The organism is Chloroflexota bacterium (assembly GCA_026710945.1).
In the GTDB taxonomy this organism is placed as follows: domain Bacteria; phylum Chloroflexota; class UBA11872; order VXOZ01; family VXOZ01; genus VXOZ01.
Genome location: JAPOQA010000016.1, coordinates 86,680 through 108,607, shown reverse-complemented (window position 1 = coordinate 108,607; position 21,928 = coordinate 86,680). Strand labels below are relative to the sequence as shown.

Below are 21,928 nucleotides of genomic sequence, written 5' to 3'. Positions count from 1 at the left end.
CTGTCAGATCGGAAGCTCTGCTTGGCGGCAAGGCCTTTCGTCGATGAGTTCACGCTGCCGGCATGCTGGAAGGTCGCGCCAAGTCAAGCCCACTCACGCTTAGTTCGCTACAGCATACAGTGGCCGGCAGCGTGTGTCCACATGTGCTCCGTCTCATTGGAGATTGTAAAAAGGGTTTGCACCACCTGCTGCCCTTCCCAACGGAGGTAGGCACGCGAATTCCCCTACCGGTGAGTACAGACACAATCGTTGACGGCTCATTAGCCTTCCAGTAGCATAGAATTACGGTGCAATTGCGCCATTCGACGAAGGAGCGTAGCTCAGCTGGAAGAGCACTGGTCTCCAAAACCAGCGGTCGGGGGTTCGAATCCCTCCGCTCCTGCCAAGCGCCAGCCAGGGGCCCTCTGCGGCAGAATCATGGGCCTCATTTGGGTTGGCAAACTCTTACTACCTGAGCGGACTGTGATCAGCCTCGTCGCGCTTGCTTGGAATTGTCCTTGGCGATTCAAGCTAGGCGCATCACTCGGCAGTGCAGGTAGGGTCTTCTGCTCTGCAGACCGGCCTAGCTCCGGTCATTGGCGCACTCACTGGCTTTGGTTACAGGTGGAGCAAAGGCCGCCACGGGGCAAGCTCACATCCCAATTGGAGACTCTTGCGTAGCTTAGCCTGGCCTAGCTATTGGGATTTGAGTCTGGTCGGTGACCATTCCCCCTTTCCCGGCCCCCTCCCAGGGCAAGGAAGCTCCCTCGCCAGCCGGCTCGGACGGTGCAAAGTCTCAATCGTGTGTGAAATTGGGCTGGAAAGACAGAAGAAAGAGCAGACTTTAGGCTGTCACGTGTCATACACTCTTGAGTGGGTCTCTTCGGCTGGTTATAGCACGTTAGCCATGGGTCAATGTAGTGGATCTGAGGTTCACACGCGATGAAACTGGCACTCTATGGAGGTATTGGCTGGCAACACCCGTTTGGGCTGGCGAAAGTCCTCGCGTGGGCTGGGAAGTATGGATATCACGGCATAAGTCTGCGGGGCTATACACTCGACGTTCCACAGCGATTGGAACGCCACTACAACGCTGTGGGCTACGATATGATCAGTCCGCGGCTCGTAAATGAGGCAGGGAGAAACGAGTTTCGCCGCGTTCTCAAGGCCAAGAAGCTCGAAATCGCCTGTCTTTCCTGCTATTGCCCGTTGACCTATCCCCCGGGAGAACTCCGCGCGCAGAGTCTGTCACTCAACCGGGCCTACATCGACTTGGCCGCCGCTCTTGACGTGTATTGGCTCCGCAGCATCGGCAACGTCCTTGACCCCGTGCCGGGAGTAGCGCTTTCGTTCGAAGAAGCCCAGGACCATCACGTGGCTGCGCTCAGAGAGCTCATGCCGTATGCCAAAGAGCGTGGCATTCGTCTGATCGTAGAAACCAATGAGAATACGACCACGTCCAATGCCGATGAACTCTTGGCCGTGCGCGATGCAGTAGGGCCCGATCTTGATATCGTGATGGACGGCGCCAATCTTTACATGGAGGGCATGGACGTGCTGGGTGCAGCGCGTCAGTTAGCGCCGCACATTGCTATGCTCCATGTGAAGAACGTTCGCCGCCGCCGGCCGGGGGAGCTAGACTATCTGCCAAAGAACGTGTACGGCTACGAGTGGACGAAACTCCCGGATGGAGATGTCGATTGGAAGGCAGTGCTCGCTGAACTGCGACAGGGAGGCTTCGACGGCTACGTGCTGTATGAATACGTTAATCCGTTCAAAGGCATGCCGCGAGCCTATTGGCACCTCTTGCCTGACCCGGAAGAGGCTGCAAAGTCAGCAGCGGAATACTTGCGAGACATTGCCGGACTCTAACGGATCTGCGCTTGCGCAACCCTCGCACAACACAAGGACCAGCCTCAGCAAGACACCTGGAAGTCATGCCAACTACGCTCCACCAGCTAGCTTGGCAACAGGTCGTTTCTTGCCGTTCCTTGCGCTACCGCTTTCCTCTCTCCTATGCGATCGAGACGCCAGGCTTCTCCCGGTGTGAGATGAGAAGGGGGTGATTGACCGGGAAACCTAGTTCCAATACGCTAGAGGCACTCCCGATCATCTGGCAGAGGAAGCTCCCGTATGATGAAAGTGGGTTTCGGACCCATAGCCTCTTTGACGGTTGCGGGAGAAAGTCAATGGCGAAGAACTCTGACAAACAACATCGAGCCATTGGGAAGGTAATGTTGTTGCGCTTGCAGTCACGCTGGCGACCTGGACGCTTGCGCGCGTTCCAGGCAATAGCAGGCATTGTTATCAGTATAGTTCTCCTGTGGTTGGTGCTGCGGGGGCTTGACCTAAGGCAGACTTGGGCTGCGCTCAGCAACACCAACTATTGGTACCTGGCGCCCGCAGTGTTTGTCTACTTTCTTGGTGTGGCGATTCGGGGCCTCCGCTGGCAGCGACTCTTGTTGCCGGTTGAGCGCATTCCTGCCCGGCAGGCGATTGCACTCCTAATCGTCGGTTACACCGTGAACAACATTGTGCCGGCGCGTATGGGGGACGTCATGCGCGTCTTCTTGCTTGCACGGGAGACGGGGATTCGCAAGAGCGCTTCTCTGGCAACTGTTGTCCTGGAGCGCCTCTTGGACCTGTTGGCCATACTTGCCATAATTGTGGCGTGCACGCTTGTGCTCCCCTGGCCGTCGCCGATTCTTACGGCCCTACGTGTTGCCGCAGTACTGGCGATTGTAGCGGCTGGAGTTTTAATTCTTGTCGCCACCCACCAGTCTCAGCGCTTGCAGGATGGCGTCGGCCCGGCTCGAACAGTGTGGAGAGCCCTTGCGCTCTCGGCACTGCTGGCTGTCTTGCTCGGGACGGCCTTTGCTGAGCTTGGACAGTGGATCCCCGAAACACTTTTGCTGCCTTTAGCCGGCGCAGGCATTGTATTCTTACTCGCAACGTTCGTTGCCGCTACCGTCGCCCGCGGCTATTTGATTTCCCTGCCCTTGCGTCTCTCACTCTTACTGCCTGGCAGGCTGGGCTATCGGATAATCTCTATGGCGAGGTCATTTGTTGAAGGTCTTCAGAGCCTCCGTTCGCCCCAGCGACTGGCGGAAATGGCTGGACTGAGCATGGCGTCTTGGATTGTCGAAGGGCTATCGTATTATGTGATCGCGCGCAGCATGGGCATTGACGAATCGGTCCTGGTGTTTCTCTTGACGATGGGTGTCATCAATATCTTCTCCGCGATTCCGTCTTCTCCCGGGTATATTGGACCGTTCGAGTTTGCGGGAAAGCTCGTGCTAACGCAGTTTGGCATTGCGGCTGAAATGGCAGTTGCCTACCTTCTCCTGATGCACGTACTCCTCCTGCTGCCTGTGGTAGTGCTTGGTGGCGCGCTCGCTTGGAGGCGCCGCGAGCGCTGGTGGCCAACTTCGGTGGATTCGCCGCAGTCTCCGCTGGGCCAAACTACAACGTAAAGCCAACCTGGAAAATTATATGGATGCTATGCCGAAAAACGCCGATCCGGATGCTCCGTTGCGTATAGCCGTCGTTGGCGGTGGCTTTAGTGGTCTGGCTGCCGCCGAAGCTTTGCTGGCTCAAGGCGCCCAGGTCCACATCTTCGAGAAACAGTCGCAGCTTGGAGGCGAGGTCGCCACACGCGCGATTGGAAGCACATTTGTCGAGTATTACTACCACCATTGCTTTAGCAGCGACCATCACCTTCTCGCCTCGGCCGACCGCCTCGGCGTAAAAGACCAGCTAACCTGGGTCGATTCCACAATGGGATTCTATTGGAAGGGCCGGTTGCTCCCCTTTAATGGTCCGGCTGACGTCCTGAGATTTGAGCCGCTTAGTCCGCTGCAGCGCTTTCGGCTCGGTCTGTCAGTGCTCTACTTGCAAAGACGAAAACATTGGCAGCCATACCAGGACATAAGCGCTGCAGACTGGATGCGACGCTTCTGTGGCGACCGTGTATTTGACACGGTGTGGGGCGGCTTGCTCAAGGCAAAGTTTGGCGAAGACTGGCACCGTGTGAGCATGTCTTGGCTCTGGGCCCGCATCCACGTGCGGGCGGCCTCGCGTTCGAAGGGCATGGCAAAAGAGCAATTGGGCTACTTCAACAACTCGTTTCGCACACTGGTGGATGCTTTTGGGCGCCGCATTGAAGAACTGGGAGGTCACATTCACCTAGAAGCGGCCGCCGAGCGGATAGTCATTGAAGACGGACAGGCGCGCGGCATTGTGACTGGCGGTGAGCGGCACGATTTCGATCTTGTGCTGGCGGCTGTGCACACGCCCATCTTTCTCTTTCTCACGCCCGATCTTCCGGCAGAATATCGTGAAAGACTGGGCAGTATCGAGTATAAGGGAGCGTCTTGCCTGCTTCTGGAACTCGACCGCCGGATGTCGCCGTTCTATTGGCTCAATATCAGCGCGGCAGAGCTGCCGTTTACGGCTTTGGTGGAGCAAACGAATCTCGTGTCGCCGGAGGCCTATGGTGGGAGCCACTTACTTTACGTAGCGCGCTACATGTCGCCGGGAGACCCGTTGATGCGTATGGAAACCACGGCGCTATTTGAACACTACTTGCCGTTCCTGCAGCAAGTGTATCCAGATTTTTCTAGGGAGATGGTCAAGAATATGTGGTCGGGCGGCGATCCGTTCGCCCAGCCCCTCGTCGAAGTTGGCTACCAGCGCAAGAAGCCGGAATTACGCACACCGATCCCGCGGCTCTATCTGGCAAACACAACACTCATCTATCCCGAAGATCGGGGCATAAACTATAGCATCCGCCTGGGACAGGAAGTCGCTCAGCGGATCTTCGCCGATGCACCAAAACTCAAGCAGCAGCGGAATTGACATAAGTTTTGCCGCTTGACCGCTGCGATCACTATTCCCTAGAATCATTCTAGACTTGCCGAAGTGGCGGAACGGAAGACGCGCTGGTCTCAAAAACCAGTGGGGTAACACCCGTGCGGGTTCGAATCCCGCCTTCGGCACCAAGCCAACTGCGCCAGCATTTGCATTGGTGGGATTAGTACCTCCCGTCGCTCTTGATTCGCTCACTTTTCCTGCGCGCAAAGCGCAAGATCTGTCTGGGAGATCGCCATGACCAGATTGCATATTGCTGTGCTGGGTGGTTCTCATTCCCAATTGCAGGTAGGTCCCCACTTCTTGGCGTGAGTTGTCCGGCCCAAGCTGATGTCGTGGCCGTTGAGTCTGTGCGAAAGTCACGATTAAAATCCTGGGGGAGCTAATGACGAGCGTGCTATTTGTAGCCTTAGGCGGCGCCTTCGGCGCGACCCTGCGCTACTTGCTCTCAGGAGTCATCAATCGCTACTTCGAGACCTCATTCCCAGCGGGAACTCTGGGGGTCAATCTCATCGGCTGCTTCGCGGTGGGACTGTTGTGGGAACCACTCGCTAATACAGCACTTTCTCCACAGATTCGCACCTTTTTCCTGATTGGCGTACTCGGCGCATTTACGACGTTTTCAACCTACGGCATCGAAAGCGTGAATCTCGTGCGCGCCGGCGAACTGCGCTTGGCGCTCCTCAATCTCATCCTCAGCAATGTGCTGGGAATTGCATTCGTCCTGCTGGGCCTCGGTATCAGCCGACTCGCGAGTAGCGCTGTATAGCTGAGATCGTCTCGACTAGATTGAATGTAGAGAGCTCGGGCATAGCGCCAACGTGGCGATTGCATCTGAAGGTTCTTGAACCGCGATTAATAGGGTGTGGACTTGCCATTGCGGATCGATTGATCAGGTCGTCAGGCGTTGCAGTTGTCGAATACAATCCTCTAGCTCAGGCGCGTCCAATCGAATTGCACGCCTATGGCTTGGGAACGGTCTTGCGTGAGCATGGAATACGCATCGGGGGCTTCGCGTGGGTCATAGTGGTGCGTAATGAGGTCCTCAACCTGCATTTGGCCGCGTTCCACATAGGTGAAGAAGAGTTCCGTCATGTGCTTGTGGGTCCAGTGGGCGTAGTCGGTTGCGGTGGGAGGCGGGTTGGAGCTGTGGGCACCTACGAGCGTCACGCCGCGGCGGATGATGTCGCCGGTGAGCCGTTGATTTGAAGGCGTGCCGGTGTCACCGAGCAGCAGGACTTTCCCGAAGCGCCGCGCCAGTGGCAGTGCCGTGGGCAATACCGCCGCGTTGCCGGTAATGTCGTAGACGACGTCGGCCAGCTTCCCATGCGTAAGCGACGCGATTGTCTCCTCAGCATCAGCAGATGAGATCGGCAAAGTGTGGGTCGCACCGTGGGATGCTGCCAGTGCTAGACGCGCCGGTGCCGGATCGATGACTATCACCCGATTGGCTCCGAGCAAACGCACGAATTGCACCACTAGCTGACCCAATATGCCGGCGCCTATCACCACCACGTCGTCGCCCAGCCGGTGCTCCGCGCGCCGGACAGCATTCTGCGCAATGCACGCCAAGTAGAACCAGGCGGCAGCCTGATCAGTAACGCCCTCCGGAATCTTTATGGCGCGCCCCGCGTCGCTGATGGCGTACTGCCCGTGCTTCGCGGGCATTGCAACGCGGTCTCCTGAAACTACACTGGTAACCCCGGCGGCGGTCTCAAGCACCTCCCCAACCGCGCTGTACCCAGGCCGGAAGGGATACTTCACCCACTCGTCCCAGTGCGTGCCTGGCGCAAAGTTGCGTTGCAAGCAGATGCATTCTGTACCAGTGCTGATGAGGGAGCGCCGCAGACGCACCAGAATTTGACCCGACTGGACATCCGGTACGGGATGCCGCTGAACAGCAACAGAGTCTTTGGCAAGAAAGACAATATCTAGGGAGTCCATGGTTTTATCACCTATTGTAGTGGAAACGGTTTACTTCGCTACGGGGCGAATGCCAGCTCTCGCATACGATGGAATGTACCAGGCCTGAATACTATAAAGCACCCCATCGTTTCGCATTGCATCACCACGTGTCTCGGAAGAGACGGCAGATTGACTCTGTGAATAACTCGACCGCAAATACGTTGACTTGGTGATATTATGGCAGTCTTGGATTAGCAATTCGAATGCTTGCCGCCGCATGATGACAAGCGTACGATATCGCTAGTAGCGCAGACTGCCAAGACCGCCCTGGAAGGCGCACTTATCTTTACATAACAGAGGGAGTAGGCCGGTGACGCAAAGCCAATCCTATCCGTTCTTTGACGTACGTGGCGCGCCGTATGAGTTGGGTCGCCAGCACGGAGAGGCGTGCCGCGAGCAAATTCGCAGTTTCCTGGAGCATTCGTATCGGTCGATTGGAGAGTACAAACAGCAAGATCCCGCAACGTTGCGAGCGCGGGCGGAGTCGTTTGTGCCTTCCATCCAAGGGTTCATTCCCGATGCAATAGCAGAGATGCAAGGCATCGCGGCAGGCGCAAATGTCTCCCTGTCTGAGGTCGTGTTGTTGAATGTGCGCACTGAGCTCACATTGGGCGACGCCGGGTTGAGCGACGGATGCAGTTCGCTCGGCTTCCTGACGAGCCGTACGGACAACGAGAGTACAATCATTGCCCAAAATCAGGACGTAGGGGAGTGGATGAAGGAAGTGGGCGTGGTGTTGAAGGTGTCGCCAGACGAGAAACCGGCATTCATCATGTTTACGTGGGCGGGTGTGATTGGGTACCCGGGTTTCAATGAGCACGGTGTTGCATTCGTGCAAAACCAACTCTATACGGAAGGCTGGCGGGTCGGGGTCTCACACTACCCTCTCAAGCGGCGGATCTTGGAGTGCCGCAATCTTGCGGAGGTTCTTGACATAATGAGTAAGACGACATTCTCTTCTGCTGGCAATTACCTGATGGTGGACGGAGAGAACCGCTTGGTGGATGCTGAGATTGCCGCTCCGCACGGCGTTGGCGTACTCGAAGCCAGCGATGACACCCTGGCACACACGAACAACATTCGTTCGCCTGAACTTGAGCAGTTCGACACGTTTCGCAGCCAATTGCCCGACTCAGAGCCGCGCTGTGCCCGGGCAGACCAGTTGGTCTCAAGTGTAGACCGTGTGTCGGCAAACGACGTGATGCAGATGATGTCTGACCATGCCGGCCATCCTCACAGTATTTGTAGACATAACGATGGCACGCCGGAGAGCATCGAAACCGTGGCCTCTTACGTGATGGAGCCGCTCCAGGGACGACTCCACGTCAGCTACGGCAATCCGTGCGCGAACGGCTATACGGCTTACACGCTCTAGAACGATACAGAGACATTGAGTTCGGATTTCGTAGTCCCAGTTGCAAGGGGATTTTTGCGTAAGCCCGTTGGGCGCGGCTCTGGGCACAGTTTTCAGATTCATTGACTTGGTGGGCGCGGCCCCAATTGCACATGCCTTGTAGGCTGGAGTCACGTGCAAATCATGCTGAGGCTGATCGCAGCCATTGTGCTCCTTCAGTGACAGCCAATTTAAATGAGACAAGCGCTGCCCATCTCTGAGCCCATGAGTCGGCTGACGACCAGATATAGGCTACTGAAACATCAAACCAAGATTGGTTCCGAAATCCAAGATAAGTTCCGAGAATGTATCTTCTCGGAACTTATTTCCAGTTTTCATTCAGCAAGATAGCTCTGGCACACATTGACCGCCTGATCAATCGCTTGCCCGATGACAATCTCGCCACGCGCCAGGGGCAGCGTGACTTGGTAAAAGAGTTGATACGAGATTGCCGAGCTACTGGCCGCGTGGGAGGCTTTAGCATTGGGTAAACTCTGCAGCGCGGTTTCTCGCATCGATTCTGGGAGTATCAAGTCGAAGTGGCCGGTATCCGGTTTTTCAAGGTATTGCCAGCCGGCCGTCACGGCGGGCAATACCCGGCGTTCGCCAATCCAGTGAGCGAGAGGAATGAGCGCTTCATACGCGCTCTCCGCGTCCGCAGTGGCCGGCGCCGCCAGCACTTCCTCCAGCAACAGCGGCGTCGCTCTCTTTGGTCCCTGCGGCATTGGCGTGTAGCTTGGCCAGTAGCCCCATGGAGTCTTCATGAAACGCGAAAAGCGCATGGCGCTTGGAACAGTGTCCTCGTAACCCCGCAAATCAGAGTCTGCGATGTCGGGCCCATAGGGAAGGATGCCATGCACTCTCCCCAGTTCATCCCAGGCCGTGAGCGCGCGCTCGGCGGCCGGTCCTTCCAGATGTATGACGCCTGTATCCAAGTCTACGATTTCACCGCCCTCCTACAGCAGGAAGGGTAGCCAGTCCGGGAAGTCCCAGTTCGCCGAAAGGCCCCACTGTTCGGGCTTGCCGTCTTCATTGGCGTCCAGAGTCAGGTGCTGGCCTGCCTCGATGAAGTCCGACCAGGTCCATTCGGCATCCGGCGGGGCCACATTGGCACGCTGAAAGCGGTCTGCGGCGTAGCCGAGCACGCCTGGCGCCACCGCGATAGGCAAGCCGAGGGTCTGGCCTTTATACCGCACGAGGCGCATGGCCTCATCCGAAAACGCGTCCAGCGGACTCTGCGTATCCTCCTGCAACCAGCGATCAAGTGGAAGGAAAAACCTGGCTCTAAGGATATCCATGATTTGCGCATAGGAAGGAAGCCAAACTACATCCCCTGCGGAAACCCCGCCTGCCGCCGCCGTGTTCAGGTAGTCAAGTACTGACTCGGCACCCAGAAAACGGTTGTTATCGTCGGTCTTCCTCGGCATGGCGACGAACTCGAGCGTTGCGCCCTCAGGCGTGCCCGGCACCTCGCCACTATTCCACCCTGTGACTACTTCCCGGCCGAGAATGCTTGGCTTAGGCGGGTTTTGAATGAACTGATGTTCCAGGTACGCCAACGTATACTGCCGCGGCTCCTTGGCGGGCTTTTCAATGTCTGCCGCGCTGGAACTCGGTTCCATCCGCGACGATTGCTCGTCATCTTCATCACCACCACAACTTGCCAGCAGCGCTACTGCACCGCTGAACACTGCAATTCCCATCCAATCGCGTCGCGTCACGGTCCTTGCTCCTTCCATGCCTGCAAATGGAGGCTTCTTGTATTCGAGACCCCATAAGCGTCCCCTCAGTCGCTCGCGCAAGCGCGCTGCAGTGGCGAAAAGTGTCTCGACCGTCTGGCTGCGTAACCACAGTGAAATTATATGTCAAGAATGTCACTTCCAGTATAATCTGTAATTATGTACAGTGCAACTCAAGCTCGCGCATGCTCTCCTGAGTATCTCTCAAAGTACAATTGACGGGAATTGCACTGCCATTTAGAGTTGTTTGACCAAGCCGTATTCCTGTGGGATACTTGAGAAAGTGTCAAGTACGGTTGAAGGAGACCCCAGCGGTCACCGAACCGGAGGAGTGCGAATGGGAGCCTTTTCGCGGATGGGCGCTGTGCTCAGCGCCAAAATCAATGCGCTGTTAGACCGAAGCGAGGACCCGGCTGAGACGCTTGACTACGCTTACGAACGACAGCTTGAACAACTGCACAAGGTCAAGCGCGGTATTGTTGAAGTTGTAACATCCAAGCGGCGCCTCGAAATGCAGGCCGCAAAGTTGGAAGGCAACGAAGCAAAACTTTCAGACCAGGCTCAGCGTGCCATCCAGGCGGGCCGCGAAGACCTTGCCCGCATCGCGCTGCAACGCAAGCAACTCATAGTGACCCAGGCAGATGGGCTCCGACAGCAGATCCAAGCTCTGGAGCAGGATCAGGAGCGGCTGGCGCTCACCGAGCAAAAGCTTGTGGCGAAAGTAGAAAACTTCCGCACACGTAAGGAAGTTATCAAGGCCCAATACAGCGCGGCTGAGGCGCAGACACGAATTAGCGAATCGGTATCGGGACTTTCTGAGGAAATGGCGGACGTCTCGTTGCTCGTCGAGCGAGCTGAAGAACGCACGGAGTCCTTGCAGGCCCGGGCATTGGCGATTGATGAACTAGTGGATACCGGGGTGCTGGAGGATTCCACAGGATCACGCTCTGACTTTGTGGATAGAGAGTTGAATAAGCTCAGTACCGAAAGCGGCGTGGATGAAGAGTTGGAAATGCTCAAGCGACAGCTAGAGGACAAAGGCAAGAAGCAGTTGGAGGACCACGCATGATAGTTCGCATCGCCACTGTGGGTCAATACCGCCTTGACGACGCTATCATATCCGATTTGCAGCGCTTTGATGATGCCATCGAGCAGGCTGTAACAGGTACCGATGACGGGTCTTTTCGTGAGTTGCTCCAGCAGATGCACGACTTGATTACCCAAAAGGGCACGCCGCTGCCGGATGACGAGATAGTGCCCTCAGACGTAATTCTACCGCCGCCGGATGAGACACTGGAAGAAGCTCAGAAGCTACTTGGCGCTGAAGGGTTTGTTCCAGGCCGCTCGGAGTAAACCCGGTGGAGTAGATTGGCCTCAATTGGCAAAGCAAGGGAAAAGCGCCTGTCGCCTGAGCGACAGGCGCTTTTATGTAAAGTATAGTCACTTGCATTGCACGAGTGTGGCGGTGGGCGCGCTTCGAAGGGGGCTATACGTCCCAGTTGGACAACTGTAGAGGTGCAACCATCCGGACTCTCCCGAGTTCAGTACAACCGTACACTCGCACTTTGATGGCCTACCGCCTCTTCTCTATGTGGTGAACTGGGTGAACCGGGAAAAAAGTCAGGCTGGATAACTCTCACCTTTTTTCTGCAATTGCGCGTACGTTTAGTAGCGGTCTTCACGAGACGAAGCTATTCGTTGACGTAGTTGGTGAGCCAGTCTGTTGCCTGCGTGGCCGCTTGCTCGACTCCCACCTCATCCCGAGCCAGACGATACGTAATGATATTGAACAGGGCGTTGGTCATGGCTGGGCTGCTCGCAACGTGGGAAGCCTTGGCATTAGCCAGGGCTTGCAATACAGTGTCTTGCGTCGACTCAGAAAACACCAGGTCAAAGTGGTCACGATCGGGACGCTTGATGAATTGCCAGCCTGCCGTAACTGACGGCAAAACGCGGCGTTCGCCAAGCCAACTCGCTAATGGCACGAGTATCTCGTAGGCGCGCTCTCCCTGTGCTGCATCCGGAATAGCCAGCGCTTCCGTGAGAACGAGGGGGGTCGTATTACTGGCACCAGCGGGCATTGGAGTAACGAGCCGCCAATGCTCGGGCAAGTATTGAAAGAAAATTGAGAAAAACATCCCTCTTTGAAAGAGGTCGTGGTAGCCCTGAAGCGCTCTTGTGGTGACCTCAGGTCCATAGGGTAGTATGCCGTGCACTCTTCCCAGCTCATCCCAAGCGCTTAGCGCGCGTAGGCTCGCCGGTTCATCCATTCCAATCTTCCCCATGTCTAGGTCGGCAACCGTGCCGCCTTCCTGCAGCAGGAGCGGCAGCCAATCCGGAAAGTACGCCGCAGCGACAAAGCCCCAGCGGTCAGGAGAACCATCGCCGTCTAAATCCTCCGTTAAGCGTTTGGCCGCCTCTATGAAGTCTTCCCACGTCCACTCGTGCGTGGGTGCTGCCACAGCGGCGCGCTCAAATCGGAGTGAATTGTGAGCCAGCACACCCGGGGCGACTGCAATCGGCAACGCCAAGGTCTGCGCCCGAAATCGCACCAGACGGCGGGCTTCTTCGGCAAAGACCTCGAGGGGCCTCTGGTCGTCCGCTTGCAGCCAGCGGTCGAGCGGCGCGAGCAGCCCGGTCTTGTATATGTCCGGGACATCCTCCTGATGCGGCAGCCAAATGAAGTCTGCAGAGACTCCTCCTGCCGACTGCGTGGCAAGAAAATCTCTAGCCCCTCCCTCCGTTGGAACCAACACTAGTTGCAGCGACGTCCCCGGGGGTGCGCCGGGTACATTACCCCTTGTCCACTCCTGTATGGCTTTCTGACCGGGCGTAACCATGAGGGGATGGTCCAGGACAGCCAGCGCAAACTGCTGTACCTCCTTTGCCGCATCAACGCCGACTCCAACCCGGGAGCCAGGCTCATCTTGTGGCGGTCGATCTTCCTCGTCACCACCGCCACAACTCAGTAGCAATGAGACACTTGTTCCAAGCAGCGCGCCACCGAGAAGTTTGCGTCGGGTCATGCTGCAATGTCTCCTCTCGGTCTGGGGGCTTGGATCAATTAAAGCAGTACGCAAGATCGAAACGGCTACCGGCTAGTCTGGGCATTCTCAGTGTAGCGGGTAGGCAGTGCTGATGCCTCCACCTCTTTGACACCGATCACTCGTAGGCCAATATCCCGTACACGTCGCAGATGGTCCGGCGTGCGAAAGTCGCCTTGAACGTGGGCCACACCGGTCTCTGCATCTATGCGCACGGCATCCAGGCGGCATTCAAAGAGGTAGGAATCATCCTTCAACAAGCGAAAAAGCGCGGCCTCACGCATCAGCCACCGCATAGGTTCTGCGGCATTTGAGCGCAACATGGGTAAGACAAGGGCTTCCCACGCCGATTCGAACATCAATCCTGAGAGTAGCCAGGCGGGTGGGAAAACGATAAAGAATATCGGCGCAAAGCTTAGCCTATAGCCCGCAGCGACACCCACTGCGTGCAGGGTGGCTGCAGCCAGAATGGGTACTACCGCAAGAGCAATGACCGATTGCGGGCCCGGATGCGACGAAAAATAGGAGCCGACCAGCAAACTCCAGGAGATCCCTCGACGCACGCTCCAACGGCGTACCGCACCCATGACGGCGCCCAAAACTCCGCCGGCGAGGACAACAAGCAAGAGCGTGAATACGGCCAAAGGCGTAACGCTGCTTGCAAACGTAGTGACGGCTGTGAAGCCTATCGTGCCACGATTGAAGAGAAGAGTAGCGACTACGCCAACAGCACCAAGGAGCACCAGGGGAATGCACGGTAACAGCGCGCCGGCAGCAAAGCCGGCCGCCATTACGGTGCGCACGCTGACGACCGTGAGAACAGTGTCTGCGTCAAGCGCATCAGGCACATCGCTGGGCAATGTCTCCATCAGCGGAATCCTGTCCGGTTTATGAGGATCCGCGTTTATCACGGTCTATTGCTCCATGAGACTAAAGCTACCAAAGCGGGGTGCTTGGAAAGCGACAGAGACCAGCGCCGGCAAGGACACTCGTGCCGCCCATAGCACTCGGAAGTGCGAGAACTCACAATGACTTTCCGTTCTCCGTTTTCTGCTCTCCGCATATTCCATGCAAAGGAAGGTCACTACCGACAGCCTGGTTGTCCGGCATTGAGGTAGGTCTATCGACTTGCTTTTCAAGGATGGTCAGACCTTCTGCCTCAACTGCGCGTACACCGATTACGCGCATGCCGACTTCTCGTGCCCGGCGAAAGTGATCGGGCGTGCGAAAGTCGCCGCGAATGTGCGCCACACCGGTCTCGGAATCAATCCGGACCGCATGGAGGCGGCAACCGTACAACTCGGAATCATCTTTCAACAGGCGTACGAGCGCTGCTTCTCGTCTGAGCCAGGTCAATGGCTCGCCTACGGCGACGCGCAGGATGAGGAAGACAATTGGTTCCCACAACGCCTCGTATACAAAGCCGCTAAGTGACCAGAGAGGAAACATGAATACAAGCACGGGCGCAATGCTTACGAGAAAGCCAACTTCGAGGCTGATGTTGTGCAGAGCGGCAGCTATGAGCAAGGGCACCATAAAGGCTGCTATGGCCGTTTGCGGTCCCGGATGGGACGAAAAGTGGTGCCCCACGAGCAACGACCAGGAAATATACCGCCGGACGCACCAGCGCCGTACCGCTCCCATGACGGCTCCCAGGACAATGCTCCCGAGGAGCACCAGCACGTAGGTCTCTGCCGCAATCTGGAGGTTTGCCGGTGATATTGCAAGTGACATGGTCGTGTAGACCGTGCCACGATTGAAGAGTAACGTGCCAAATAGGCCGACCAGAACGAGAAGTGCAAGGGGAATTAACGGAACAAATGCACCGGCCGCCAGGCCGGTCACAGCCGCCGTGCGCAGGGTGACGACGGTGAAAACTGCGTCCGCGTAACTGGCATCCGGTAGTTCATCTGTCGGCGGTGGCATCCCCATCGAAGCTTCTCCGGAGCGAGCCACAGAATTGCCTCTACGGCCATCATACCCGACCAATAAGTACCGGTCAAGCCTTCAATTTCTGCCGACAGCGATTGCTAGCGTAAGGGAACCACCAAAAGCTGCAGCTAGTTCTCCGGCCAAGCGCCGAGTTTCGCGGTGAATTCCAAGTTCTCACCGTTGCGGTGTGTCGTAATCGTGATTTCGTCACCAACACTCTTTGATTGGATATAGGCGATGAGGTCGTCTACAGTTTTCATCGGAACGCCGTCGATGGCTGTGATGATATCCGCATTGCGGGGATTCCCCACCGCGCCACGCATACCTGCCTCTTGTGCCGGTCCGCCCGGCGTTACACCTCGAACCCAAACGCCGTTTAGGATGTCGAGATTTCTGTCGCGAGCGACCTGCGGCGTAATTGTGGCCATGCTTACGCCCAAGAATGCGCGACGGATCACCTCACCGCGTATCAGTCGTGGCAAGAGCTGCTGCACCAAATTCGACGGAATGCTCAAGCCGATTCCCTGAAAGCGCTCATTGTTCGTTTGAATGGCTGTCGTAATGCCGATCACCTCGCCATTGACATTGAGGAGCGGTCCGCCGGAATTGCCGGGGTTGATTTCAGTGTCGCTCTGTATGAGACCGCCGAGTTGGCGTCCCCTTTCGGGGTAGGTTCTTCCCACTGCGCTCACGATTCCCGCCGTGATGCTGTGGCCGAATCCATATGGCGCACCGATTGCGAAGACTGGGTCCCCCGGCTTTACCGCCCGTGAATCACCGAACCGTGCAATCGGCAGGGCTCCTGGCGGAAACTCTGCCTGAATGATGGCGAGGTCCGTCCCTGGATCACTGCCAACGACTTCTGCAAATAGGGTGCTCCCGTCGAGTAACTGCACCCGCACTCTATCGGCCTCGCTGATGACGTGATTGTTCGTGAGGATGTGGCCTTCTCCATCCACGATGATGCCGGTTCCTCCGCCAAACCTGCGGGATCCGTCTTCATTCTCATCCAAGATCAAAACGGTAACTACACTCGGAGCAACCGCCTGATAGACTGCGGCAGCGTTTGCCTCTGCCCCTTCTACGTAAGTGATTTGCGGTGTCTGTGAAACCGGTGCTAGGTCAGATTGCGCATTGCGCAAGATTAGCCAAGCCGTGAGACCTCCGGCAACTATTCCCGTTAGCATGGAGACTACCGCACAAAAGATGACAACGCCAGCCAGTCCTCTCGGACCCCGCGTGCCATCGTCATGAGCCTCGTCTCTCGAATCATCGGGGAACGAAGACATAGCCATCGCCGTGCCTCCTTGGCATAATGCATCTTCTCACTCAATTATATCGGAGCTAGTTAAGTATTTCCTGATAGGCTAACTGTTGAAAGTGGAATGCAAACAGCTCGCTGGGGAGTTACTTCGTTGGTTCGCGGCGTGGCGAATGCTCACTGTGCGCACCGTTCTTATCGTCTGCTTCCGTTTCAGCCTTCATCGGCGCGGATACTTCCCCACCCAAGACCGACATGTTGCGAGGCAATCTGACCGTTACGGTAGTTCCCTGATCCGGCGCACTCTTTATGTCAAGTCTAGCACCATGGGCCTCCACAATCCATTTTGCGATAGAGAGTCCCAGTCCAAACCCGCCTGAGTGGCGGGTACTGTCCGCCTGGAAAAAGCGGTCGAATGCGCTGGCGATGTCCGACTCTCGCATGCCGATGCCGGTGTCTTTCACAATTAGACGCACCGCGTGCAATTCGCTCGCTGTGTCGATGGTGACCGTGCCTCCTGCCGGTGTGTACTTTAGTGCATTATCAAGCAAGATGAGCACCAATTGGCGGAGCAAGTCCGGGTCACCCATTATGCAGACATCTTCACCGGTCGCGTTCAATCGAACTGCTACCATGGCGTTGAAGTACGGCGCCTGACGACAAACGTCCGCAGCAATCTCATTTATGTCCACCCGTTCGCGCCGCACGGTCTGTCCGGCATCGGCCCGTGCCAAGGCCAGCATGTCTGAAACCAGACGGCTCATGCGTTCCGACTCTACCGCTATGTCGTTGAGCGCGGCCGTGCGTTCCTCATCCGAGAGATCTGGTATATCCCGCAGCAGCGCCACATTGCCGCGAATCACCGTCAAAGGAGTCCGGAGTTCGTGCGAGGCGTCGGCCACGAGGCGCCGCTGGGCCGCAAGCGCCTCAGCTACCCGAGCGTAGCTGCTCTGAAGTCGGTCAAGCATGGTGTTGAAGGTTTCCGCAAGTCGGCCTACTTCATCACGTGCGCCGGCTTGCGGCACCCGTTTACTGAGGTCTTGCGTCTGCCCAATCACCTGGGCAGCCTGCGCGAGGCGTTCTAATGGCAGCAGGCCAGCGTGCGCAATGAGGTATGCCAAGCCCATTGCCGCGATAATGCTGGCGCCGCCACCAACGAGGATGATCAGGCGCAGTTCGCGCAAACTCGTTTCCACGTCGGTAAGCGAACGGGCGAGCTGGAGCATGCTGACCAGCCGCCCTTGGACGACATAGGGGTGGTGGTAAATGCGCAGGGGAGTCCCACGAATTGATGCAGTTTCGATGAAAGGCTGACCCTTGCGAGCTCGTTCCAAAACGTCGTTGCCACTTGGGAGCTGCTCATCGCTAAGGTTTGTGGACCGAGAGAGGACCTTGCCGTCGCTGCCAACCACCTGTAAGAATATGCCGGAATGAGCGAATGCGTCGCTGTATTCCGGCCGCAGCACGATTTGCAAACCTTGCTGGGTGGAGCGCGTTTGCGTAAAGAGTAGTGCCTCACGCGTCTGAGTTTCGAGGGCTTGATCGATCTCGCCATAGATCGCGCGAGAAATGAGAATGTACGTCAGGGCATAGTAAACAACGAGCGTAATTGCAAGTACGCTCCCTGCCAGGAACGTAAGGCGGAGACGCAATGACATGAGTTATGTCTCGCGTAGTACGTATCCGACACCGCGCACCGTATAGATAATGCGGGAGCCTCCGTCCGCCTCGAGCTTTTGCCGCAGGTAGCCGACATATACTTCCAAGACATTAGACTCTCCCTCAAAGTCGTAGCCCCATACTTTCTCCATGATGTAGTGCCGTGGCAGCACACGTCGCGGATTCTGCATGAAGAGGAGGAGGAGTTCATATTCTGTAGCAGTCAGGTCGAACGTCTTATTGCTGCGCTGCGCACGCCGGCCGGCGGTATCGAGCGTGAGGTCTGCGAAGTGAAGCACTTCGTCTTCCGCGGAAGTACTGCGGCGCAGCAGGGCGCGAATGCGGGCGAAGAGCTCTTCTAGCTCAAATGGCTTGACCAAGTAGTCATCCGCGCCGCTATCCAAACCCACGACACGGTCGGACAACTCATCCTTGGCAGTGAGCATGAGTATGGGCACGGCGCTTTCCTGGCGAATGCGTTTGCATACGCGCAAGCCGTCGAGGCCCGGCATAAGAATGTCAAGGACAATCAGATCAGGCTGATTCTGCGACACCAGTGAGAGTGCTTGAAAGCCATCGTGAGCAATCTCAACCTCGTATCCTTGGTGGGAAAGTGCTCGGTAAAGAAGTGCAGTGATCTTCTGGTCGTCGTCTACGACAAGGATTTGCATGCAACCTTATCCCAGTTCGTCAATTCTACTTGTGCCACTGGAACTCCGGATGCTACCAAGAGCCAACCGGATCTTGCTGTCTCTCTATCGTGCTCTCAATTCCCAATTGTACCGCAGGTAGATCGCTGCGGTCGCACGGCCTGAGCACAGCACCTATTGAATGCCCTATATTGTGTAAAGGATTTCAGGTTTCGCGCCTGGTCCTTCGCGAGAAGCTATCGAGTTCTTTTTCCTGTTCATTCAAAACCTGAATTGCGGAGCGACCGGACTTGGCTTAACGCGCCGGCACAGCGTGAGATTCGACGTAGGTTCGCGGCGCCCTGAGTAATTCAAGGAGGTCGTCAGCAGTCGCGCGTGCCGTTCTGGCCGGCACACCATTGTCAGGACGCGACACGCTGAGAAGCTCGTATGGCGGTTCCAGCCAGAACGGCTTGATCGCACTCCGATTTGCCAGCGCGCGCTGCACGCCTGCTTTGATGAGCTTGCGAGCCTTCGTTGGATGAAGGTGGATTGCCGCGCCGTTGAACTTTCTATTGTCATCGCTGGAAATTCCTGCCGCAGGACCCCGCTGCAGTCCCGCCTTCACAGCAGCGGTTTCAATGTTGGGCACAAGCGCTTTGGCTTCGTCAGCGGCCGCTTGATCTCCGCTCAAGAAGATAGACGGCACGCCAAAGTAAGAAGCAAAAAGAAAGTTGCACCCCATTTCGCCAACGGAAACCCCATTGATGGTGAGCTCTTCAACATTGAACGAGCCGGTATGGGCAAGATGACCGCCGTCGGTGTTTGACTTGGCATGTTGTCCAATGCTGAGCGCGGCGTCAAAGCTATCGTCGCACCCAAAGGGGTAGCCGATGGGTCGACCTGCGAGGAGCTTGGCCTCCGGGTGCAGCAGAATCGGGTCGATAGCTTCGTGACCGTGCCCGTCCACGACGAGGATTTCAGTAGCACCTGCTTCAAGACACGCCTCGATTGCGGCGTTGGTTTCAAGTGTTGTGAGTTCCCGGCCTCGCTCATAGTAGCGGGAACTCTTGTTGCAATAGTTGTCTGAATCGACAACACCTGCAACCGCTTCCATGTCTGTCATTATGTAAATTTTCATGTGCGTGCCTCCATACGTTGGCAACTGCTGGTTTGGGGACGGTTGCGGCTGTTTCAATAACCCATGCTATTGCAGTTAGCCTACCAAAGAACTTGCACGGAATCCAGGATAAGGTTGCACTTCCCGGCAGGGAAGGTCTTAGCATGTCTCCCCAGTCTCGATTAAACGAGAAACGCCTCTACGTGTAATCCTTGTAGCGGCGTTTCTCTGCCTGCACGTTTTGTAAGAGTAGCTATTCCTTGCTTTGGCGCAATGCCAAGTTAACCTCTACCAACTGAGCCTCGGATACAGGCGACGGCGCCTGCGTCATGAGATCTACCGCCTGCTGGTTCTTGGGGAAAGCAATCGTCTCACGAATGCTCTCCACATCACCGAATATTGCGATCGTGCGGTCGAGGCCCATGGCGATGCCGCCGTGGGGAGGCACGCCATATGAAAACGCTTCAAGCATGTGTCCGATCTGCTCGTGGATCTGCTCTTTGGTATATCCCATAGTCAGCCAGATCTGCTCCAGGAGGTCTCGCTTGTGCGCACGAACGCTGCCGCCGCCGACTTCCCACCCGTTGCACACCAGGTCATATTGCAGCGACCGGGCGCTACCGGGGTCGGCCGTGACGAGATCTTCATCCTCCGGGAACGGTCCACAGAAGGGATTGTGGACAAAGCTCCAGCGGCCTTCATCTTCATCCCATTCGAACAGAGGGAAGTCCACGATCCAGCAGAAGGCGAGCTTACTTGGATCGCGGAGGCCAAGACGGTCTCCAATTTCAAGTCGCAATCGGGCGAGCACGGCGTTCGCTACATCCGGCTGGTCCGCCACAATTAGCACCAGGTCGCCAGCTTCCGCGGCAAGCGCCGCGGCAATTTGTGCCGTTGCCTCCTCGCCAAGATGCTGCAGTACCGGCGAGCGCAGGCCGGAGTCTTCAACTGCTATGGTGACAAGCCCTTTGCCGCCCAGTGAGCGGACGATGTTCGTGAGCTCATCCACTTGCTTGCGCGAGTAGTGCGCGCAGCCGGGCGCGCGCACGCCCTTTACAATGCCGCCTTTTGCTAGCACGTCCTTGAACACACGGAAGTCCGTGTTTTTTGCGAGATTGGAGACATCGACGAGCTCCAGGCCAAAGCGCAGGTCGGGGCAGTCAGTGCCGTACTTCTCCATCGCCTCCGCGAAAGGAATGCGGGGAACGGGCCGCTGTTGAACCGTCTTTGCGCTGAGTGTGTCGGCGAGTTCCAAATAGAGACGCTCGATCAAACCCATCACGTCATCGCGATCAACAAATGACATCTCTATGTCAAGCTGAGTAAACTCAGGTTGGCGATCTGCCCGCGGGTCTTCATCCCGAAAGCAGCGCGCGATCTGAAAGTAGCGGTCCATCCCGGAAACCATAAGCAGTTGCTTGAGTTGCTGGGGTGATTGCGGCAATGCGTAGAACCTGCCTGGATGAACGCGACTAGGTACCAGGTAGTCGCGCGCGCCTTCCGGGGTGCTCTTGAGCAGAATTGGTGTCTCAATTTCCCAGAAGCCCTCGGCATCCATAAAGTCACGGATAGCCTTGATGAGTTGATGCCGCAGTTTCATTGTGCGCTGCATCTCTTCACGGCGCAGGTCCAGGTAGCGGTAGCGCAACCGAATTGCCTCATCCACCTCCAGGTCAGGGTTATTGAGGTCGAACGGGGGAGTCTGGGTTGCGGATAGGATTTGAACGTCGGTAGCGTGCACCTCGATGTCACCGGTCGGCAATGCAGGATTTCGCGTGCCATCGGGACGCATCTGCACCGCGCCATTGAGACTGAGCACGAACTCATTGCGGACTCTGGAGACGATCGATTGAACGTCAGCCGATGCTTGCGGGTCTATGACAACCTGGGTGATGCCGTAGCGATCACGAACGTCTATAAACACCACGCCGCCGTGATCCCGGCGCCGATGCACCCACCCGTTCAACGTAACCGTCTGCGCGACGTGTTCTTCCCGTAACTCGCCACACGTATGGGTGCGTTTCCATGGTTTACTCACGAAAGTATGCTCCTTGGTAAGGGTAAAGGGGCTGCCTCATTCAGAGACAACCCTGGTAGTTCTCAAAGTTGTATTTCCGCCCGGCCCAAGCGGGTAAGCAGTGCGAATGCAGAGACGGCCGGCAGGCTTGCACATCTAGCGGATGAAATCTCTGTCACCTAACCGGGTTTACGCCACATGCAGCCAAGCCGCACACGTATCCGTCCGGCGGAGGTACCGGCAGCGCATTACTGCCGCTGCCCCGGTAGCCACAGCTACGGGGCAGTGCTCGGTACACCTCGCTTTCACGTCTCATGCAAG

Annotated in this window: 18 protein-coding genes and 2 tRNA genes; 9 read left to right on the top strand and 11 right to left on the bottom strand. The window is 56.8% G+C overall.

All coding sequences use genetic code 11. From position 1 onward, the window contains the following. Positions 1–309 precede the first annotated feature (309 nt). The 6 genes from OXE05_03085 (at position 310) to crcB (ending at position 5,617) form a co-directional block, all read left to right on the top strand. A tRNA-Trp gene (locus tag OXE05_03085) sits at positions 310–385 on the top strand. 536 nt (positions 386–921) lie between these two features. Then, entirely contained in the window at positions 922–1,851 is a 930-nt protein-coding gene (locus OXE05_03080; protein MCY4436301.1) for a sugar phosphate isomerase/epimerase, read from the top strand. 317 nt (positions 1,852–2,168) lie between these two features. Beyond that, positions 2,169–3,452, top strand: coding sequence for a lysylphosphatidylglycerol synthase transmembrane domain-containing protein (locus OXE05_03075; protein ID MCY4436300.1), 1,284 nt, complete (start codon positions 2,169–2,171; stop codon positions 3,450–3,452). A 19-nt stretch (positions 3,453–3,471) separates the two neighbouring features. After that, positions 3,472–4,836: an NAD(P)/FAD-dependent oxidoreductase gene (locus tag OXE05_03070; GenBank protein ID MCY4436299.1), complete on the top strand. Its 1,365-nt coding sequence runs from the start codon at positions 3,472–3,474 to the stop codon at positions 4,834–4,836. A 57-nt stretch (positions 4,837–4,893) separates the two neighbouring features. Continuing rightward, positions 4,894–4,979: transfer RNA gene (locus OXE05_03065), tRNA-Leu, on the top strand. A gap of 254 nt (positions 4,980–5,233) precedes the next feature. Then, the gene (gene crcB / locus OXE05_03060; GenBank protein MCY4436298.1) at positions 5,234–5,617 is read left to right on the top strand and encodes a fluoride efflux transporter CrcB; all 384 of its coding nucleotides are present in this window, start codon (positions 5,234–5,236) and stop codon (positions 5,615–5,617) included. A gap of 161 nt (positions 5,618–5,778) precedes the next feature. On the opposite strand, the gene OXE05_03055 is transcribed toward crcB, so the two are convergent. Then, positions 5,779–6,792: a zinc-binding dehydrogenase gene (locus tag OXE05_03055; GenBank protein MCY4436297.1), complete on the bottom strand. Its 1,014-nt coding sequence runs from the start codon at positions 6,790–6,792 to the stop codon at positions 5,779–5,781. 331 nt (positions 6,793–7,123) lie between these two features. On the opposite strand from OXE05_03055, the gene OXE05_03050 reads away from it, so the two are divergent. Continuing rightward, entirely contained in the window at positions 7,124–8,188 is a 1,065-nt protein-coding gene (locus OXE05_03050) for a C45 family autoproteolytic acyltransferase/hydrolase (protein ID MCY4436296.1), read from the top strand. Between the two features lie 353 nt (positions 8,189–8,541). On the opposite strand, the gene OXE05_03045 is transcribed toward OXE05_03050, so the two are convergent. Then, positions 8,542–9,141: a hypothetical protein gene (locus OXE05_03045; protein MCY4436295.1), complete on the bottom strand. Its 600-nt coding sequence runs from the start codon at positions 9,139–9,141 to the stop codon at positions 8,542–8,544. A 21-nt stretch (positions 9,142–9,162) separates the two neighbouring features. Then, positions 9,163–9,927, bottom strand: coding sequence for an extracellular solute-binding protein (locus tag OXE05_03040; GenBank protein MCY4436294.1), 765 nt, complete (start codon positions 9,925–9,927; stop codon positions 9,163–9,165). A 355-nt stretch (positions 9,928–10,282) separates the two neighbouring features. On the opposite strand from OXE05_03040, the gene OXE05_03035 reads away from it, so the two are divergent. Further along, a complete protein-coding gene (locus tag OXE05_03035) occupies positions 10,283–11,014 on the top strand; it encodes a PspA/IM30 family protein (protein MCY4436293.1) in 732 nt (243 codons plus the stop codon). Then, positions 11,011–11,298 (top strand): hypothetical protein, encoded by a 288-nt coding sequence (locus OXE05_03030; protein MCY4436292.1) that lies wholly within the window; start codon positions 11,011–11,013, stop codon positions 11,296–11,298. Before OXE05_03035 ends, OXE05_03030 begins: the two co-directional genes overlap by 4 nt. 338 nt (positions 11,299–11,636) lie before the next feature. Here the strand turns inward: OXE05_03030 and OXE05_03025 are convergent, their stop codons facing one another. The 8 genes from OXE05_03025 to aspS all read right to left on the bottom strand — a co-directional run bounded on the left by OXE05_03025 (position 11,637) and on the right by aspS (position 21,628). Further along, positions 11,637–12,971, bottom strand: coding sequence for an extracellular solute-binding protein (locus tag OXE05_03025; GenBank protein MCY4436291.1), 1,335 nt, complete (start codon positions 12,969–12,971; stop codon positions 11,637–11,639). Positions 12,972–13,036: 65 nt separating this feature from the next. Further along, positions 13,037–13,900 carry a hypothetical protein gene (locus tag OXE05_03020; GenBank protein MCY4436290.1) on the bottom strand — a complete coding sequence of 288 codons (864 nt, stop codon included), beginning with the start codon at positions 13,898–13,900 and terminating at the stop codon, positions 13,037–13,039. Between the two features lie 112 nt (positions 13,901–14,012). Beyond that, on the bottom strand, positions 14,013–14,915 hold the full coding sequence (locus OXE05_03015) for a hypothetical protein (GenBank protein ID MCY4436289.1): 903 nt from the start codon (positions 14,913–14,915) through the stop codon (positions 14,013–14,015). 134 nt (positions 14,916–15,049) lie between these two features. Further along, positions 15,050–16,216, bottom strand: a complete 1,167-nt coding sequence (locus OXE05_03010; GenBank protein ID MCY4436288.1) for a trypsin-like peptidase domain-containing protein — start codon at positions 16,214–16,216, stop codon at positions 15,050–15,052. 112 nt (positions 16,217–16,328) lie between these two features. Further along, a complete protein-coding gene (locus OXE05_03005) occupies positions 16,329–17,840 on the bottom strand; it encodes a HAMP domain-containing sensor histidine kinase (protein ID MCY4436287.1) in 1,512 nt (503 codons plus the stop codon). A gap of 3 nt (positions 17,841–17,843) precedes the next feature. Continuing rightward, complete coding sequence (locus OXE05_03000) at positions 17,844–18,512, bottom strand: response regulator transcription factor (protein MCY4436286.1); 669 nt, start codon at positions 18,510–18,512, stop codon at positions 17,844–17,846. Positions 18,513–18,786: 274 nt separating this feature from the next. After that, positions 18,787–19,611: a M55 family metallopeptidase gene (locus OXE05_02995; protein MCY4436285.1), complete on the bottom strand. Its 825-nt coding sequence runs from the start codon at positions 19,609–19,611 to the stop codon at positions 18,787–18,789. Between the two features lie 232 nt (positions 19,612–19,843). After that, positions 19,844–21,628 carry an aspartate--tRNA ligase gene (gene aspS / locus OXE05_02990; protein ID MCY4436284.1) on the bottom strand — a complete coding sequence of 595 codons (1,785 nt, stop codon included), beginning with the start codon at positions 21,626–21,628 and terminating at the stop codon, positions 19,844–19,846. Positions 21,629–21,928: the final 300 nt, after the last annotated feature.